The 16,695-nt window shown below is 71.9% G+C and carries 17 protein-coding genes; 9 read left to right on the top strand and 8 right to left on the bottom strand.

Annotation, left to right across the window (positions count from 1 at the left end):
• Positions 1-30: 30 nt before the first annotated feature.
• The 4 genes from fdxA to Aut01nite_RS10225 are packed head-to-tail and all read left to right on the top strand — an operon-like array spanning position 31 to position 3,404.
• Positions 31-357, top strand: a complete 327-nt coding sequence (gene fdxA, locus Aut01nite_RS10240; protein ID WP_043533462.1) for a ferredoxin — start codon at positions 31-33, stop codon at positions 355-357.
• A complete protein-coding gene (dapC, locus tag Aut01nite_RS10235; RefSeq protein WP_173476766.1) occupies positions 354-1,451 on the top strand; it encodes a succinyldiaminopimelate transaminase in 1,098 nt (365 codons plus the stop codon). Before fdxA ends, dapC begins: the two co-directional genes overlap by 4 nt.
• Before the next feature lie 14 nt (positions 1,452-1,465).
• Entirely contained in the window at positions 1,466-2,107 is a 642-nt protein-coding gene (locus tag Aut01nite_RS10230; RefSeq protein WP_043533606.1) for an SIMPL domain-containing protein, read from the top strand.
• 49 nt (positions 2,108-2,156) lie between these two features.
• A complete protein-coding gene (locus Aut01nite_RS10225; RefSeq protein WP_043533463.1) occupies positions 2,157-3,404 on the top strand; it encodes a DUF4407 domain-containing protein in 1,248 nt (415 codons plus the stop codon).
• 12 nt (positions 3,405-3,416) lie between these two features.
• Here the strand turns inward: Aut01nite_RS10225 and Aut01nite_RS10220 are convergent, their stop codons facing one another.
• The 6 genes from Aut01nite_RS10220 to Aut01nite_RS10195 form a co-directional block, all read right to left on the bottom strand.
• Positions 3,417-4,040, bottom strand: coding sequence for a hypothetical protein (locus Aut01nite_RS10220; protein WP_052164621.1), 624 nt, complete (start codon positions 4,038-4,040; stop codon positions 3,417-3,419).
• A 370-nt stretch (positions 4,041-4,410) separates the two neighbouring features.
• Complete coding sequence (locus Aut01nite_RS10215) at positions 4,411-5,136, bottom strand: hypothetical protein (protein ID WP_043533464.1); 726 nt, start codon at positions 5,134-5,136, stop codon at positions 4,411-4,413.
• Positions 5,137-5,202: 66 nt separating this feature from the next.
• Positions 5,203-5,745, bottom strand: a complete 543-nt coding sequence (locus tag Aut01nite_RS10210) for a hypothetical protein (RefSeq protein ID WP_043533465.1) — start codon at positions 5,743-5,745, stop codon at positions 5,203-5,205.
• 497 nt (positions 5,746-6,242) lie between these two features.
• The gene (locus Aut01nite_RS10205; protein ID WP_043533467.1) at positions 6,243-6,992 is read right to left on the bottom strand and encodes a class I SAM-dependent methyltransferase; all 750 of its coding nucleotides are present in this window, start codon (positions 6,990-6,992) and stop codon (positions 6,243-6,245) included.
• Positions 6,993-7,085: 93 nt separating this feature from the next.
• Entirely contained in the window at positions 7,086-8,123 is a 1,038-nt protein-coding gene (locus Aut01nite_RS10200; RefSeq protein WP_043533608.1) for a DNA polymerase III subunit beta family protein, read from the bottom strand.
• Between the two features lie 89 nt (positions 8,124-8,212).
• A complete protein-coding gene (locus Aut01nite_RS10195) occupies positions 8,213-8,812 on the bottom strand; it encodes a LysE/ArgO family amino acid transporter (protein WP_043533468.1) in 600 nt (199 codons plus the stop codon).
• A 70-nt stretch (positions 8,813-8,882) separates the two neighbouring features.
• Here Aut01nite_RS10195 and Aut01nite_RS10190 point away from each other — a divergent pair, with 70 nt between their 5' ends.
• Complete coding sequence (locus Aut01nite_RS10190) at positions 8,883-9,695, top strand: LysR family transcriptional regulator ArgP (protein ID WP_043533469.1); 813 nt, start codon at positions 8,883-8,885, stop codon at positions 9,693-9,695.
• Between the two features lie 8 nt (positions 9,696-9,703).
• Here the strand turns inward: Aut01nite_RS10190 and dapD are convergent, their stop codons facing one another.
• Positions 9,704-10,651: a 2,3,4,5-tetrahydropyridine-2,6-dicarboxylate N-succinyltransferase gene (dapD, locus tag Aut01nite_RS10185; protein ID WP_173476761.1), complete on the bottom strand. Its 948-nt coding sequence runs from the start codon at positions 10,649-10,651 to the stop codon at positions 9,704-9,706.
• A gap of 66 nt (positions 10,652-10,717) precedes the next feature.
• Between dapD and dapE the strand changes: the two genes are divergently transcribed.
• Positions 10,718-11,788, top strand: a complete 1,071-nt coding sequence (gene dapE, locus Aut01nite_RS10180) for a succinyl-diaminopimelate desuccinylase (protein WP_043533470.1) — start codon at positions 10,718-10,720, stop codon at positions 11,786-11,788.
• Positions 11,789-11,791: 3 nt separating this feature from the next.
• On the opposite strand, the gene Aut01nite_RS10175 is transcribed toward dapE, so the two are convergent.
• Complete coding sequence (locus Aut01nite_RS10175) at positions 11,792-11,962, bottom strand: hypothetical protein (protein WP_173476749.1); 171 nt, start codon at positions 11,960-11,962, stop codon at positions 11,792-11,794.
• Positions 11,963-12,136: 174 nt separating this feature from the next.
• On the opposite strand from Aut01nite_RS10175, the gene Aut01nite_RS10170 reads away from it, so the two are divergent.
• From Aut01nite_RS10170 to Aut01nite_RS10160, 3 genes are all read left to right on the top strand, one after another.
• Positions 12,137-12,904, top strand: coding sequence for an LOG family protein (locus Aut01nite_RS10170; protein WP_043533472.1), 768 nt, complete (start codon positions 12,137-12,139; stop codon positions 12,902-12,904).
• 1 nt (position 12,905) lies between these two features.
• Entirely contained in the window at positions 12,906-13,511 is a 606-nt protein-coding gene (locus Aut01nite_RS10165; protein ID WP_052164622.1) for an LOG family protein, read from the top strand.
• 483 nt (positions 13,512-13,994) lie between these two features.
• A partial coding sequence (locus tag Aut01nite_RS10160) for an ATP-dependent helicase (RefSeq protein ID WP_444978818.1) occupies positions 13,995-16,695 on the top strand: 2,701 nt, incomplete at its 3' end.

Raw genomic sequence — 16,695 nt, 5'->3', positions numbered from 1 at the left:
CCCGCGGCGTGGCTTTGAAGGGAAAGACCAGTGACCTACATCATCGCTGAGCCCTGCCTCGATGTTCTCGACAAGGCGTGCATCGAGGAGTGCCCGGTCGACTGCATCTACGAGGGCAACCGGATGCTCTACATCCACCCCGATGAGTGCGTCGACTGCGGGGCCTGCGAGCCGGTCTGCCCGGTGGAGGCGATCTTCTACGAGGACGACGTCCCCGAGCAGTGGAAGGACTACACGAGCGCGAACTACGAGTTCTTCGAGGACCTCGGCTCGCCCGGCGGCGCCTCCAAGGTCGGCAAGATCGACAAGGACACGCCGTTCATCCTCGCCCAGCCGCCGCGCGGGGACGCACACTGAGCGCCCTGTCGTCGGCTCTGCCGGACTTCCCCTGGGACCTGCTGGAGCCGGCCAAGACGATCGCGGCGGCACACCCGGACGGCATCGTGGACCTGTCGGTCGGCACCCCCGTCGACCCGGTCCCGCCGGCCGTCCGGCAGGCCCTCACGGACGCGTCGGACTCACCCGGTTACCCGCTGACCGCGGGCACCCCGGCGCTGCGCGCGGCCATCGCCGGCTGGTTGCGGCGGGAGTGCGGCGCCTCCGGTGAGGTGGGCGTGCTCCCGACGATCGGCTCCAAGGAGCTGGTCGCCTGGCTGCCCACGCTGCTCGGGGTCCGGCCCGGTGACGTGGTCGTGATCCCGTCGGTCTGCTACCCGACCTATGAGGTCGGCGCCAAGCTGGCCGGCGCCGAGGTGATCCGGTCCGACTCGCTCACCGCGATCGGCCCGGACCCGCGGGTCAAGCTGATCTGGATCAACTCGCCGTCCAATCCGACCGGACGGGTGCTCCCCGCCGAGCACCTGCGCAAGGTGGTCGACTGGGGCCGCGAGCGCGGGGTCACGGTGGTCAGCGACGAGTGCTATCTGTCACTCGGCTGGGACACCGCACCCGTCTCGGTGCTGTCCGACGAGGTGACCGGCGGCGACTACACCGGCGTCCTGGCCGTGCACTCGCTCTCCAAGCGGTCCAACCTGGCCGGTTACCGGGCCGGTTTCATCGGCGGCGACCCGGCCCTGGTCGGCGAGCTCCTGGCGGTCCGCAAGCACGCCGGGATGATCGTCCCGGCGCCGGTGCAGGCCGCCATGGTCGCCGCGCTGACCGACGAGGCGCACGTGGCGGAGCAGCGCGACCGCTATGCCGCCCGCCGGGAGACGCTGCGGTCCGCTCTGGTGAAGGCCGGTTTCGAGATCAGCCATTCGGAAGCGGGCCTCTACCTGTGGGCGACCCGCGACGAGGACTGCTGGGTGACCGTGGACCGGCTCGCCCGGCTCGGCATCCTGGCCGCTCCGGGCGCCTTCTACGGCCCGGCGGCGGCGAGACACGTGCGGGTCGCGATGACCGCCACCGACGAGCGGGTGGCCGCTGCGGCCGACCGCCTGGCCGCCTACTGAACGGAGTGCCCGCCGTGGACCCGACAATCGTGATCGTCCACGGCGAGGCACGCCGTGAAGTGCCGCCGGAGCAGGCCGTCTTCGCGGTGACGGTCAACGCCTCCGACCGCGACAAGGCGACGGTGGTCGCCCGTCTCACCCGGCGGGCGGCCGAGGTCGGCACGATCCTGGACCGGTTCGGCACCGCGATCGAGCGGCGGGAGACCACCGGCCTCCAGGTGCACCCGGAGTTCAAGCGGCGCGGCGAGAAGGCCGTCTCCTTCGCGGGTTCGATCACCACGACGGTCACGGTCACCGACTTCGAGCCGCTCGGCGAGCTGCTCGCGCAGCTCGCCGCCGGTGAGCTGACGTCGCTGTCCGGCCCCTGGTGGCAGCTTCGCCCGGGCAGCGGAGCGGGAGCCGACGTCCGCCGTGCCGCGGTCGCCGACGCCTTCGACCGCGCCCGGGACTACGCCTCGGCCGTCGGATCCCGGCTGGACCGCATCGTCGAGATCGCGGACGCCGACGCCGCTTCCGCGCCGCAGATGATGCGGGCGATGGCCTTCGAGGCCGCCGACACCGGCGACGCGTTCGACCTGCACCCGCAGCAGCAGACCGTCGAGGTGCGCGTCCTGCTCCGGGTCACGATCACCGAACCGACCGTCCCGGGGACCTGATCCGCCGAATCCGTCCCGGGCGGGCGGGTCGTCGGCCAGACTCGGCAGCATGCGCAAGGGCCTCGGGCACCTGCTGCTGCGGGTGGCGAACGTGAATCCCCGAAGTGTGAACACGCACTCGGATCGCGTGCTGTATTCATCGATCGGCGTATTCGTCCTGCTGTACTTCGTCTACGCGACGGTGGGCGGCGCCGCGTTCATCGACGCCAGCTCCGGCTACGCCCACCCGTGGTACCAGTGGGTGGTCGGCCCGCTGGTGGCGGTCGGCGTGGTCGCCTACGACCGGGCCGTGGTGGGCCGGGTGACGATCAGCTACGAACGGCTCGAGTCGGCGGACCCGCGGCACCTGCTGCGCCCGCCCACCCTCGGTCTCTACCTGTGCCGGCTGGGCCTGGCGCTGCTCTTCGCCCTGGTGATCACCGAGCCGCTGATGCTGGCCCGGTACCGCGGTGAGATCGACGCCCACCTCGCCGACGTGCACAGCGCCCAGCTCACCGATCTGGACTCGCGGGGAGCGGTGGCCGGCTACGCGGCCCGGCTCGCCGACCTGCGCAAGGAGGCGGCCGCCGACGACGCCGCGATCCGCCGGATCACCGACCGGGCGGCCGCGAAGCGCGAGGACGCCCGCCTGCTCTACCGCCAGGCCCTGGACGACTCGGCCGGCCGTGGCGTCACCCGCAGTCCCGGCTGCCCGCGCGGCGGTTACTGCCACGCGCTCGTGCAGCGGTCCCGGGCCCTCGACGACCAGGCCGCGCGGCTCGACCAGCAGGCCGCCGGTCTGCAGCGCGAGCAGCGCCGGGTCCGGGCCGCCCGGGCGGGGGAACAGGCCCGCCTCGGCGACCTGATCAGCACCGAGAAGGCGGCCAACGCCGAGGTGGTACGCAACGACGCCGGGTTCGGGGCGCGGACCGCCGCGATGTGGCACCTGGTCAAGACCGACTTCTGGGGTGTCGGCGTGTTCTACCTGGGCATCGCGTTGCTGCTGGTGGCCCTGGACTGCGCGGCCATCGGGCTCAAGCTGGCCTCCCGCGGCAACGCCTACGAACGCGCCGAGGCCCGGATCGCCCGGCTGCGGGAGCACGAGGCGTCCCTCATGCACGAGCGGGAGATCCACGACGCCCGGACGTACGGCGAGGCCACCGCGAAGGTGATCGCCGACGGCATCGAGGCGGCCAGCCACGACGGCGGCCTCGCCCGTGCCGCCACCGACCGGGCCCGGCACGTGCTGCACGACGCGGTGGTCGTCGACCCGGCGCACATCGAGCGGCCGATCCCGCGCCACCGCATCAACGCGTGACCTCGGGACTTTTCAGGGGCGTACGGCCTGAGCCCGTAGCGGCACGGTGAACGTCGCCCCCTTGCACGCCGCCGGGCTGTCCGCCCGCATCGTCAGCGCCTTCGGCACGGTGAACGCCGCCACGTTGTTCGGCGCCACGTTCCACGTCACCGGGAAGCTCTTCCCGGTGAGCTGCACCTTCGGATCGGCGCATCCCGTCTCCCGGCTGTCGTGGTCGGCGACGATCGGGCCGGTGGGCTGGATCGCGAGGACCCGCACCACCACCGGGTGCTGGTTGGTCACGGTGACCGTGAGGTCTCCGGTGTCGCCCGGCCGCAGCACGCGCGCCGGATTCGAGGTGGCGCTCAGCACGAGGTCCACCGCGGTCCCGGCGGTCGGCGGCGCGGCGACCTCGTCCGCCCGCCCGGTGTCCCCGTTGAACCGCCAGTACGCCCAGGCCGCGCCGGCGTTGGCGAGCAGTGCCGCGACCGCCGCCACGGTCAGGATGGTGCGGGCGCGCCGGTCGAACCGTTGCCGCGGTCCGGGCCGGTGCACCTCCCAGGTGGGTTCCTCGTGATCCGCGAGATCCAGCTCGATACGCGCGGACGGCGGGTCGTCGCCGGCGGTGACACCGTGCAGGACGTCACGCCGGTTCACGAAGAAACCTCGGTGGTCGCAGCCGCGCCGGGGGCGCTCGGGTGTGGCATGCGGCTCGTTCCTCCTCGAAGGCCGGTGGGATGTTGCCGGGTTCGGCGCTCAATACAACGTTCCCCGACGCAGATGTCCGATGTGATCGGTTTTCCGTACGCCCTTCCGGCGCATAAATCGGACAGGTCTGCCCATGCGGCTTAACTCTGCGGGGTGATTCGATCGACCGTACGACCTCCTGCCCGGAATGATCGTTTTCGGCCGGTAACCGGTGCTGCCAGCCACGACGTCGCCCCGGCGAGGTCGCACCACACCCAAATCGGCGGACATGACGGCAAGCCCTCGGTGCGGCCGCACCGAGGGCTCCCACGGGTTTCGCCTACCCGACGGCGGGTGGCGGCTCCACCGCGGTGCTCTCCGACTCGATCGGCGCCGGCGCCGGAACCCGCTCCGGAGCGCCCGGACCCGTCGTGGTGACCTTCGGTTCCGGCCGCTTCCCGTGCCCGCCGGACCCGGTGCCCGCACCCGGCGAACCCGCGGGTCCCTTCCCGGAACCGGCCGGTGACGCCCCCGGTCCGGCCGGTGCGGTCGCGGTCGTGGCCGGACCCGGCTCGACCGCCCCGCCCCCGGCCGTGGCCGTTCCGCTCGGACTCGCCGGCCGGGCGGCGGGCGCGGCCGGGAGAGTGAGCTCCTCGCTCTTCGGGCTCGCGTCCCCGCTCCAGCCGTGCAGCTTCGGCGTGACCGTCCAGTACCACCTGCCACCGGCCAGCTCACCCGTCGTGAAGCTCACCGACTCGGTCGCGGCGCCCCCGGCCACCACCGTCCGGCTGATGTCCGGTTTCGCCGGACCGCCTGCGTGATGGGCGATGACGAGATAGTGGTCCATCGGAGAGCCGGGAGTGATCTCCTGCCGTCTCCACCTGACGACGACCTCCCCCGGCTTCTCGAGGATCCGCGGTGTGCTGCCACGCGGCATACCGGCTGCCTGTGCTGTCACCGCGCTGACGCCGGGCACGGACCAGTCCGCGTAGACCGCGAGCATGCCGCCGAAAGCCACCAGCATGGTGGTCGTTCCCATCAGCAGATATCTGGCCCGGTTCCGCATCAGCCCTACCCTCGTGATCGCCGGTCGCAACGACAGTCAGGGCGCACCGACGCCCCGCCCGGAATGTCAGTTGCCGGCGCCCGCACCGGTGCCCGGGGCGGATCCGCTCCCCGAACCCGAGCCGGCCGCATCGGCGATTCCGCCGGTCAGGTTCGCGGTGATGGTGAAGACGGCGCCGGCGCAGACCGGCAGGGCCTCTTCGTCCATCGTGATGGAGCCCAGGGACACCGCCGTCGCCGTCGTGCCGGAGGCGACGGTGGTGCCGGCCGGAACCGCGCCGAACTCCAGCTTGGCCTCACCCGCGCCACAGCCCTGCTTGTTCGAGGTGACGTTGCTGATCGCGATCTCGGTCACCTGGACCGGATAGTCGTTCGGGTTGTTCAGGCTGGCGGACGTGATCGCCACGGTCTTCCCCGGATACAGGCGGGACGTCGTGGTGCTGCCGAGGTTCGCCGTGGCCCGGACCGGCAGGATCGAGGAGGACGCGGCGTAGACGGTGCCGTTGCCGGAGAACCAGCCCTGGGCGTAGGCGAAGGCGGCGGTCCCACCCGCGACGGCCAGAACGGAGCCGGCGACGACGGCGGCGGAGCGCTTGGTGAAGTTACCCATGTGAGTGTTCCTCCTGGAACGGGACGGCGTGCGGTCACCCCGTCGCGGGTCAGGTGCGACGGAAACGGGGTGCACGTCGTTAATCGGATGTCACCGGGGCCCACAAGGCCACCCGGCGCTGCGACAAAGATGGCGGACCCGTCCCAGCCCGGCGATCGTCCGTACCGTCGGCCTGTTGCATGCGAGACGACGGCGGACGCGACCCGTCCCGGCTAACCCGCAGGCGTGACAGCGCCCGCCGTACCGATCAATCCCGGTCTTTCCGAAGATCGGTAGAACCGCTCTCACCTGCGACGAAGGCCGCCCGCACCATTCGACCGATCAGGCAAGCCCGAGTTCTCCTCGGATTGCCGGGGAGGCCCGAGAAGATGCTTGAAACGTGAATTCCGGGTTCGAGAAAAGGTGAAACCGGAATGGGTCTCGGAACGATTTCAGCGCATCGAACCCTAACGGATTAGGCCATCGGGCCCGTCAGTCGCCTGAAAGATGCTTAGGCGCTATGCCTCTGTCGGTCGCTCGGCTTTCACCAGGAACCGGTGCGCCCGCACGGTGAACTCGCCCCGGGCCCGGATGACCGCGGTGAGGCGGGCCAGCTCACGTTCGTACCGCATCGGGGTGAAGTCCCGGATCTGCCAGGGAACCGTGCGCAGATGGTGGACCACCGCCGCGATGTCGCGGAAGGTCAGCAGCGGCCGCTCCTCCCGCACGTCGGTGACCCGCAGCCCGGCCGCGAGCAGCGCGGTCGCCGCGACCTCGGCGTCCCAGCGCCGGGGATGCGGGGGAGGGGCGCCGAGGGCGGTGTTCAGCTCGGCCAGGTCGTCGCTGCCGACCTGCTGGGTCAGCAGCACGCCCCCCGGCTTGAGCAGGCGGGCGATGTCGGCCGCCGGAAGCCGCCCGTGCCGGCTCAGCACGAGGTCGAACTCGTCCTCCTCGGACGGCAGCTCGGTCAGCACCGGCACGCCGAACGGAGCCAGTCGCTCCCGGGCGGCCGGGGTGTTCCGCGCCCAGGTCTCCACCGCCACCGTGTGCGAGGGCAGCGGGGCCAGCTCGGCGAGCAACTCGCCGCCGCCGGTGTCGAGGTCGAGGACGCTGGTGGCCCGGCGGACCAGAGGGCGAGCCAGATCCAGGTACGACCAGGTCGGCTCGGACGCCACGGCCAGGCCGTCCAGCCAGGCGAACTCCCACCCGGTCATGGAGGCGCCGGTAGCCGCGGCGTTGAGATCTTCCCCCTGCCGGTTGCTGCGCACGGACCGAACGTAGCCGGACTCCCGGTTCCCCAGCGACTCGATCTCACGGCCTTTCCAGGACCGGTGCCGGACTGTGGCTGAACGGTTACCAGATCAGTGGCGGACCGGCATCAGTAGCGAGAAACGGGACTCTTCACCCACCGGGCGGATCACGAGCGGCTGGACCGGGCCGTCCAGTGCGAGCACGAGCTGTCCGGGGCCGCCCGCGTCCACGGCCTGCAGCAAGAACTCCCGGTTGACCGCGATGTGCGAGTCGGCGCCGGCGGCCCACTCGTCGGCGCCGACGGCCCGGAGATCGCCGTCCGGGCCGACCGCCAGCACCGACACCGGGTAGGGCCGCCCCTCGTGCTCCCGGTCGATCACCGGGGCGCCGGCGATCAGGTCGCGCAGGGCGCCGGCGTCGACGGTGACCCGTTGCGGGCCCGGGTCGATCAGGCGCCGGTAGTCGGGGAACTCCATGTCGAGAGGCTTGCCCTCGACCACCCGGCCGGTGGAACCGGTCGCGGTGACCCGGTCGGCGGTCAGGTCGAGGGTGAGCGTGCCGGAGCGGAGGTCGTGCAGGTCCCCGGCGAGACCGAACGGCAGGAAGAGCCGGGCCGCGGAACCTTCGACGGTGGCGGTGACCGAGGCGACGGCGATCCGGTAGCGGTCGGTGGCGGCCAGCGTGACGGTGCCGTCGCCGGTCTCCAGCAGCACGCCGGCCGGGATCGGGCCGGTGGATCCGGCAGCTGCGAACAGCACGGCGCCGAACGCGGCGGACAGGTCGGCGGCGGTCAGGGTGATCCGGGTCATCAGGTTCTCCTCCAGGTCGAGCAGGGTGTGCAGGCGGAGGAGCTCACGCCGGGCGTCGGCGAGACCGGACTCCAGGCGGGTGAGATGGGTGTCCAGCGTCACCCGTACCAGCGCGGGGTTCCGCATGTCGCGCACCGCCGCGGCGATCTCGGCGACCGGCATGCCCACCCGCCGCAGCCCGGCGATGAGCCGGGCCGCCTTGATCTGGTCCGTGGTGTACCGGCGATAGCCGGTCGCCGGGTCCACCGCGGCGGGGACCAGCACGCCCGCGCCGTCGTAGAACCGCAGCGCGCTGACGCTCAGCCCACTGGCCCGGGCCACCTCGCCGATGCCTCGCATGTCGCTCTCCACGTCCTCGAACCCTGGTGTCTCGACCTCGTCGAGAGTCAAGCGTGCACCCGCGCTCTCCTCGTGCCCGGTGGAGAGGGTCAGGCCTGAATCAGAAGCATGGTTCCCAGCGCTGCCATGACCAGGGCGATCAGGGCGTCGAGCACCCGCCAGGCGCCCGGCCGGGCCAGCAGCGGGGCCAGTCTCCGCGCGCCGAGGCCGAGCGTGACGAACCAGGTCAGGCTGGCGGCCGCCGCGCCCAGGCCGAACGACCAGCGGTCGGCGTGCTGTTGCGCGACCGAGCCGAGCAGCAGCACGGTGTCCAGATAGACGTGCGGGTTGAGGTAGGTCAGCGCGAGGCAGGTGAGCAGGGTCGCCCGGAGGGTGGCCGGGGCCTTCGCCGCCGGGTCCATCGCCTGCGGGCGCAGCGCCCGGCCGGCGGCGAGCACCGCGTAGCCGATCAGGAAGGCGGCCCCGGCGTAGCGGATCACCGTGATCAGCCCCGGTCGCGCCTCGATCGCGGCGCCGAGGCCGGCGATCCCGGCGGAGATCAGCGCCAGGTCGGAGAGGGCGCAGGTGAGCACGACCGGGAGCACGTGTTCCCGGCGCAGGCCTTGGCGCAGGACGAACGCGTTCTGGGCGCCGATGGCGATGATCAGGACAGCCGACGCGACAAAACCGGCTAAAGCGGAGGAGGCCATGATCCGACGCTACGGTCCGGGCGAACCAAGCTCCAGCTAATCATTCTCAAGATGGATTAAATTCTCTAACGTGGACCAGGTGCAGTTGGCGACCTTCCAGGCCGTCGTGGAGCAGGGTGGTTTCGAGGCGGCGGCACGGGTGTTGCACGTCACGCCGTCCGCGGTCAGTCAGCGGATCAAAGCCCTCGAGCAGAGTGTCGGCCAGGTCCTGGTGCGGCGCGCCAAGCCGTGCGCGGCCACCGTCGCCGGCGAGGCCGTGCTGCGGTTCGCCAACCAGGTCGCGCTGCTGGAGGGCGAGCTCTTCGGCGCCGAGACCACCCGGCTCTCCGTGGTGGTCAACGCCGACTCGCTGGACAGCTGGTTCCTGCCGGTGCTGACCAGCCTGCCCGGCGTGCTCTTCGAGCTGCACACCGACGATCAGGATCACACCGCGGACCTGCTGCGCTCCGGTGCCGTGATGGCCGCGGTCACCGCCGATCACGTGCCGGTCCAGGGCTGCCGGGTGGAGAGGCTGGGCGTCATGCGCTATCGGGCGGTGGCCGCGCCCAAACTCGACATCTCCGATCTGAACCGGACACCGGTGCTCGCCTACAACCGCAAGGACCGGATCCAGCACCGGTTCCTGACCGCCCGCTACGACCCGCCGGTGCACTACATCCCGGCCACCGCCGCCTTCAACCAGGCGATGCTGCTCGGCCTGGGCTGGGGGATGCTCTACGAACGGGAGGCCGTCCCGCACCTGGAGGCCGGCCGCCTCGTCGAGATCCGCCCCGGCCGCCACCTGGACGTGCCTCTCTACTGGCAGTGCTGGCGGCTCTCCTCGCCGAGCCTGGACGCGCTGACGGCCGCCGTTCGCACGGCGGCCGCCCTGGTCCTGCGATAGGAGAGAGATCAGTCGTTGGCGTGCAGCGCGCTGTTCAGCTCGATGCCGGTGCCCTTGCGCGGCTTCGCCTCCAGGGCGCCGGAGACCGAGTTGCGCCAGAACAGGAGATTGTTCACACCGGACAGCTCGATGGCCTTCACCACACGGCCGTCGGGCAGCGTGATCTTCGAGGCGGCGGTGATGTAGACGCCCGCCTCGACCACGCAGTCGTCGCCGAGCGAGATTCCCACACCCGCGTTCGCGCCGAGCAGGCTGCGCTCGCCGATGCGCACCTTCTCCTTGCCGCCGCCGGAGAGCGTGCCCATGATCGACGAGCCGCCGCCGATGTCCGAGCCGTCACCGACCACCACGCCCTGCACGATCCGGCCCTCGACCATCGAGGTGCCGAGCGTGCCCGCGTTGAAGTTGACGAATCCCTCGTGCATGACGGTGGTGCCGGACGCCAGATGGGCGCCGAGGCGGACCCGGTCGGCGTCGGCGATCCGGACACCGGCCGGCACCACGTAATCGATCATGCGGGGGAACTTGTCGACCCCGTAGACGGCGAGCTGACGGCCCGCCGCGCGCTCCAGGAAACGCAGCTCGTCGACCTGCTCCGGCAGACACGGGCCGGCCGAGGTCCAGGCCACGTTGGCCAGCTTGCCGAAGATGCCGTCCAGGTTCAGCTCGTTCGGCCGGACCAGGCGGCTGGACAGCAGGTGCAGGCGCAGGTACGCGTCCGAGGCGTCGGCGATCGGGTCGGCCAGCGACTTGACCGTCACCCGCACCTCGACGGTGCTCAGTCCGGGAAGAAGCTTCGGCCCGGTCTGCCCGGCCGGGAGCGCCGGCGCGTCGGCAGGCTCCTCACCGAGGCCCAGGAAGCCGGCCGGGAACCAGGTGTCCAGGACCTGGCCGTCGGCGGTCACGGTGGCGAGGCCGATGCCCCAGGCGGGCGAAGTCGAGATCACGGTTTCCACGAGGCGAACTTTACCGGAGCCTCATTGGCCGTCAGTTGGCTCGTCGCCCCCCGGTATGGTGCGCACATGGCCAACCCGCTTACCCCGGACGTGCTGGTCGACCCGGTCGTGCTGACCCGCGCCCTGGTCGACATCCAGTCCGTCTCCCGCGACGAGAAGGTGATCGCCGACTGCGTCGAGGACGTCCTCGCCAAGGTGTCGCACCTGAGCGTGCGCCGCGTGGGCAACACGGTGATGGCCCGTACCAAGCTCGGCCGCGAACAGCGGGTGATCCTCGCGGGCCACCTGGACACCGTCCCGGTCAACGGCAACCTGCCGTCCACCGTCGTCGACGACCTGATCTACGGCTGCGGCACCGCCGACATGAAGGCCGGCGTCGCCCTCGCCCTGCACCTGGCCGTCACCCTCCCCGACCCGCAGTACGACCTGACCTACCTGTTCTACGAGGCCGAGGAGATCGAGTCCGAGTTCAACGGGCTCAACCTGGTCGCCCGCGAGCACCCGAAATGGCTCGAGGCCGACCTGGCGGTGCTGCTCGAACCCACGTTCGGGACCGTCGAGGCCGGCTGCCAGGGCACCATGCGGGTGCGGGTGCGCACCCGGGGCCGGCGCGCGCACACCGCCCGTGCCTGGCGCGGGGTCAACGCCATCCACGCCGCCGGCGAGGTGCTGCGCAGGCTGGAGAAATACCACCCGCGGACGGTCACCATCGACGGCTGCACCTACCGGGAGGGCCTGAGCGCGGTCCGGATCTCCGGCGGCGTCGCCGGCAACGTGGTGCCCGACGAGTGCAGTGTCGACGTCAACCTGCGGTTCGCCCCGGACCGCTCGGAGGACCAGGCCCTCGAGCACCTGCGCGAGGTGTTCGACGGCTTCGACCTCGAGGTCACCGACTCGGCCCCCGGCGCGCTGCCCGGCCTGGACGCCGCCCCGGCCCGCGAGTTCCTCGCCGCCGTCGGCATCGAGCCGGCCGGCAAGCTGGGCTGGACCGACGTGGCCCGGTTCGCCGCCCTCGGCGTCCCGGCGCTCAATTACGGCCCGGGCGACCCGTCGCTCGCGCACGCGCCGGACGAGCACGTCGAGATCGGCAAGATCCGGGACGGGGTCGCCACCCTTTACCGCTGGCTCGCTCCCTAGTGCTCAATATCGGACGGTCACCCGCCCCACGGCACGCTGCGGTGGGGGGATCTCCATGGTCGCTTCCGGATCCACTGCCGGCTCGGAGTCCCGCCCCGCGAAGGCGGCCCGCCGTTCCTCCAGCACCAGGCGGATCCGGCGCTGCATCCTGAGACGCTCGTATCGGTTCGTCACGGTGGTCGCTCCTTCGCCGGGAGCCCGGTGATGCCAGGGTCGGTAACAGTACACACGCGGCAGAGTCACTGTCGGTTGCTTCAATCTGGCAAAAAGGTCTGCGGGTCGCAATGCTCTTACCGAAACGCGACCGGTTATTCACCGGGTACTGACGGTCCGCACTACCTTTGTGGCATGACGGAGAGCACCAACGGACGACCCCATCCGGGTCCGGAGCGCCACCGCGGGGCGGTCACGTTGCGCCGTGACTCCATCCCGCCGAGCACAGCCGATCAGAAACTGCTCGACTCCGAGCACCGGGGCGAGTGGAAGACGAAGGACTCGTGGCGGGTGCTGCGCATCCAGTCCGAGTTCGTCGAGGGGTTCGACACGCTCGCCGACCTGCCGCCGGCCGTCAGCGTCTTCGGCTCGGCCCGCAGCGCCCCCGACAGCTACGAGTGCGAGCTCGCCGAGAGCCTGGGCGCGGCCCTCGCCGAGCAGGGCTACGCGGTGATCACCGGCGGTGGCCCCGGCGTGATGGAGGCGGCGAACCGGGGCGCCGCCGAAGCCGGCGGCCTCTCCGTCGGCCTCGGCATCGAGCTGCCGTTCGAGCAGGGCCTCAACGACTGGGTCGACATCGGCATCGACTTCCGCTACTTCTTCGTCCGCAAGACCATGTTCGTCAAGTACGCGCAGGCCTTCGTGGTCCTGCCCGGCGGCTTCGGCACCCTCGACGAGCTCTTCGAGGCGATCACCCTGGTCCAGACCAAGAAGGTGACCCGGTTCCCGGTCATCCTGATGGGCACCGAGTACTGGGGCGGCCTCCTCGACTGGATGAAGCGCCGGATGCTCGACGAAGGCAAGATCAGTGCCATGGATCTCGAACTCATCCAGGTCACCGACGACGTCGCCGAAGCAGTCCGGATCATCATGGACTCCGGCGCGCGCAACGGGCAGCAGTGACGTGGCCGCGATCTGCGTCTTCTGCGCCTCCTCCAACACCCTCGAGGAACGCTGGACCGACCTCGCCCACGAAACCGGGCGCGTCCTCGGCGAACGCGGTCACACCCTGGTCTCCGGCGGTGGCTGCGTCGGCATGATGGGCGCGGTCACCGACGGCGCCCGATCCGCCCGGGGCCACACGCTCGGCATCATCCCGCAGTGCCTGGTCGACCTCGAGGTCGCCGACCGGGCCTCGGACGAGCTGATCGTCACCGGCGACATGGCGGCCCGGAAAAACCTGATGATCGACCGCTCGGACGCGTTCATCACCCTGCCCGGCGGGCTCGGCACCCTCGACGAGCTGTTCGAGGTCTGGACCACCGCCACCCTCGACGTCCACCGCAAACCGATCGTGCTCCTCGACCCCGACGGCTTCTACGACGGACTGCTCCACTGGCTCTCCGGCCTGACCGACCAGAAGTTCATCCGCCCGCCGGCGATGGAGTTGCTGCACGTCGTGCGTACCGTCGCGGAAGCCGTCGACCACATCGAGACCCGTCTCGCCGCGGGTCCGCCCGATGCGCCTTCCGGCACCGCCTCCGGCACGGCCAGCCCCGCGGAGCGCTGATCCCCCGACTTCCGGTCATCCCGTCTCGCACACCCTTTATCGGTACGCTCCTCGCGCTCTGCCTCGCCAGATGTCCGTCCGGCGCGGCCCGGTGAAGCACGGAATCTCCCGTCTTTCCGGGCCGCGTGCGCGCTCCGGCGTTCCGCAGGCCGGGACCGGTTACCGGTCGCGGGTCGGCTCCGGTGTTGCGCAGGCCGGGGCCCGGTTACCGGCTGCCGGTCGGCTCCGGCGCTTCGCGAGCTGAGGTTCGGCTCTCCGTGCGGCGCTGCCGTTCCCGGTAGCCCGGGTGAGGTTTCGGTGGGCAGGCGCCGGCTTTCCACTGGCCGGGCAGTCCGAACGGGCTCACCCGAATCGGCCGTCCTGGTGTGAATCCGGGGCCGGGCTCCTTCCTGGCTCGGAATAACGTCATACCGGCGTGCTCTCATAGATGCCGTGAGCCCGCCGGTCCCCCTTCCCCCGGTGCGCCGTCCGGCGAGTTACCGCCTGGTCCGGCGCCCCCGCCCGGTCCTGCCCGAGTTGCCTGCCGACCCGGTCCAGCGCCGGGTCACCGGCCACACCACCGGGCCCCTGCTCGTGCTCGGCGGTCCCGGCACCGGCAAGACCTCGGTCCTGGTCGAGGCCGTCGCCGCCCGCATCGCCGAGGGCGTCGACCCGGAGCGCATCCTGATCCTCACCTTCGGCCGCCGGGGCGCCGCCGCCCTGCGCGACCGGATCGAGGCCCGCGTCGCCGACGATCCCGGCCGCATCGTGCACGAGCCCCTGGTCCGCACCTTCCACGCCTACGCGTTCGGTCTCCTTCGCCGGGCCGCCGCCGAGCGCGGCGAGCCCTCTCCGCGGCTGCTCACCGGCCCCGAGCAGGACCTGATCATCCGCGAGCTGCTGTCCGTCGTCGCCGACCCCGACACCCCCGACGATCAGATCGGCTGGCCCGAGGCCCTGCGCCCGGCCCTGCCCACCCGCGCTTTCGCCCAGCAGTTGCGCGACCTCATGCAGCGCGCCGCCGAGCGCGGCGTCGGCCCGGTCGAGCTGGCCCGCCTGGGCGAGCGCCTGGGCCGTGACGACTGGCCCGCCGCCGCCCGTTTCCTCCGGGAATACGTCGCGGTCCTCGCCTTACGTGACGTCACCACCCGTGGCTCCGCCGCCTACGACCCCGCCGAGCTGGTCCGTGCCGCCTCCGGACTGCTCGCCGACGAGCCCGACCTGCTGGAGGCCGAGCGCCGCCGCCTCGCCTTCGTCTACGTCGACGAGCTGGCCGAGACGGACCCCGCCCAGATCGAGCTGCTCAACCTGGTCGCCGGCGGCGGCAAACCCTTGGTCGCCTTCGCCGACCCCGACTCCTCCGTCTATGCCTTCCGTGGCGCCGATCCCACCGTGGTCACGACTTTCCCGACCACTTTCCCGACCGCCTCCGGCACCCCCGCCGAGACGATCACCCTGCACACCAACTACCGCGCCGTCCCACCCCTGCTCACCGCCACGTCCCGCGTCGCGCGCCGCATGCGCGGTCCGTTCCGCCACCGCCCCATGCGCCCACCCCAGCCCACCCCATCCCCGGACAGCCCTGCCTCATCCGCCGGCATCACCGTCCCGGCCGGGGATGGTTCCGCCGCATCTGCCGGTGTGGCTGGTCCGGCCGGGGGTGGCTCTGCCGCATCTGCCGGTGTGGCTGGTCCGGCCGGGGATGGCTCCGCCGCATCCGCTGGCATCGCCGCTCTGGCTCCGGACGCCCGCAGCACCGCCGTCGCGAGTTCGCCCCTGGAGACCTCGGCGGGCGACGGACCCGCCGCGGCCTCTGCGGCGGGAGGTCCCGGCACCGGGGCCGCCACGGCTGAGACGACGGGCACGGGAACGGCCGGGTCCGGTGCGGCCGGGGCCGAGGTGGTCGAGGCCGGGGCGTTCGGTCCACGGCCGGAGGCGGTGGTGCGGACCTTCCGGTCGACGGCTGCGGAGACCGCCTACATCGCGCACGCGCTGCGGGAGGCGCACCTGCTGCACGGCGTGCCCTGGTCACGGATGGCGGTGCTGATGCGGTCCACCACGCTGCAGCAGCCTTCGGTACAGCGCGCCCTCGCCGCCGCCGGGGTTCCTACCGTCGTCCATCCCGAGGACCTGCCGCTGCACCTGCAACCGGCTGTCGCACCGTTCCTGCTGTTGCTGCGCTGCGCGATCGACCCGCCGGCGCTCACCGAGGAAGCCGCTGTCGCGCTGCTGCACTCTCCGCTCGGCGGGGCGGACCCGCTCTCGGAGCGGCGGTTGCGGCAGGGTCTGCGGGCGCTGGCGGTGGCCGCCGGCGACCGTCGTCCCTCCGGTGAGCTGCTGGTCGACGCGGTTCGCGACCCGTCCGGCCTGGACCTGGTGGAGCGGCGCTGGGCCCGGCCGGCACAGACCATCGCCCGGCTGATCACCGTGGCCCGGGAGGCGGCCGCCGAGCCGGGCGCCTCCGCTGAACAGGTTCTGTGGACGGTCTGGCGGGAGAGCGGCCTGCACGACCGATGGTTCGCGATGAGCACCGGTGACGTTCCGATGCCGGAGCAGCGTGACTCCGGCCGGGCCCGGCAGTGGCGTTCCGAGGCGGCCGACCGTGACCTGGACGCGATGGTGGTCCTGTTCGACGCCGCCGCCCGGTTCACCGACCGCCTGCCCGGTGCGGGGGTCGGTGTCTTCCTCGACCACGTGCTCGGCCAGGACCTGCCCGCCGACTCGATCGCCCCGAGCGCCGACCGTGGCGAGGCCGTCCGCCTGCTGACCGCCCATGCCGCGAAAGGCCTGGAGTGGGATGTCGTGATCATCGCCGGCGTCCAGGAGGGCATCTGGCCGGACCTGCGTCTCCGCGGCAGCCTGCTCGGTTCCGAACGTCTCGTGGACGTGATCGCCGGCCGTCCCGCTTCCGGGCCCGAGGCGGTGATGGCCGAGACCTCCGCCCTGCTCGACGAGGAGCGCCGCCTGTTCTACGTGGCGGTCACCAGGGCTCGCCGCCGCCTGGTCGTCACCGCCGTCGCCTCGGCCGCGGCCGGCGGCCAGATCGGCGAGGAGCAGCCGAGCCGCTTTCTCACCGAACTCGCCACTCCCGTCCGCCGTTTCGGCGACGGCCCGGGCGGCCTTCCTCCCACTCCACCGGGCCCCGATCCCTGGGACACCGGCCCACCCGACCGCCCGACCCCGCCGGACCACCCGGACATCCCGA

The organism is Actinoplanes utahensis, from assembly GCF_016862455.1.
GTDB classification, from domain to species: domain Bacteria; phylum Actinomycetota; class Actinomycetes; order Mycobacteriales; family Micromonosporaceae; genus Actinoplanes; species Actinoplanes utahensis.
This window is presented reverse-complemented; position numbering and strand designations above follow the sequence as displayed.

Bases quoted from the DNA above. Each gene is read 5' to 3' on its own strand.
- Aut01nite_RS10225 (WP_043533463.1), top strand. From the start codon at position 2,157: ATGCGCAAGGGCCTCGGGCACCTGCTGCTGCGGGTGGCGAACGTGAAT.
- Aut01nite_RS10200 (WP_043533608.1), bottom strand. From the start codon at position 8,123: ATGCGAGGCATCGGCGAGGTGGCCCGGGCCAGTGGGCTGAGCGTCAGC.
- Aut01nite_RS10210 (WP_043533465.1), bottom strand. From the start codon at position 5,745: ATGGGTAACTTCACCAAGCGCTCCGCCGCCGTCGTCGCCGGCTCCGTT.
- dapE (WP_043533470.1), top strand. From the start codon at position 10,718: ATGGCCAACCCGCTTACCCCGGACGTGCTGGTCGACCCGGTCGTGCTG.
- Aut01nite_RS10215 (WP_043533464.1), bottom strand. From the start codon at position 5,136: ATGCGGAACCGGGCCAGATATCTGCTGATGGGAACGACCACCATGCTG.
- Aut01nite_RS10170 (WP_043533472.1), top strand. From the start codon at position 12,137: ATGACGGAGAGCACCAACGGACGACCCCATCCGGGTCCGGAGCGCCAC.
- Aut01nite_RS10195 (WP_043533468.1), bottom strand. From the start codon at position 8,812: ATGGCCTCCTCCGCTTTAGCCGGTTTTGTCGCGTCGGCTGTCCTGATC.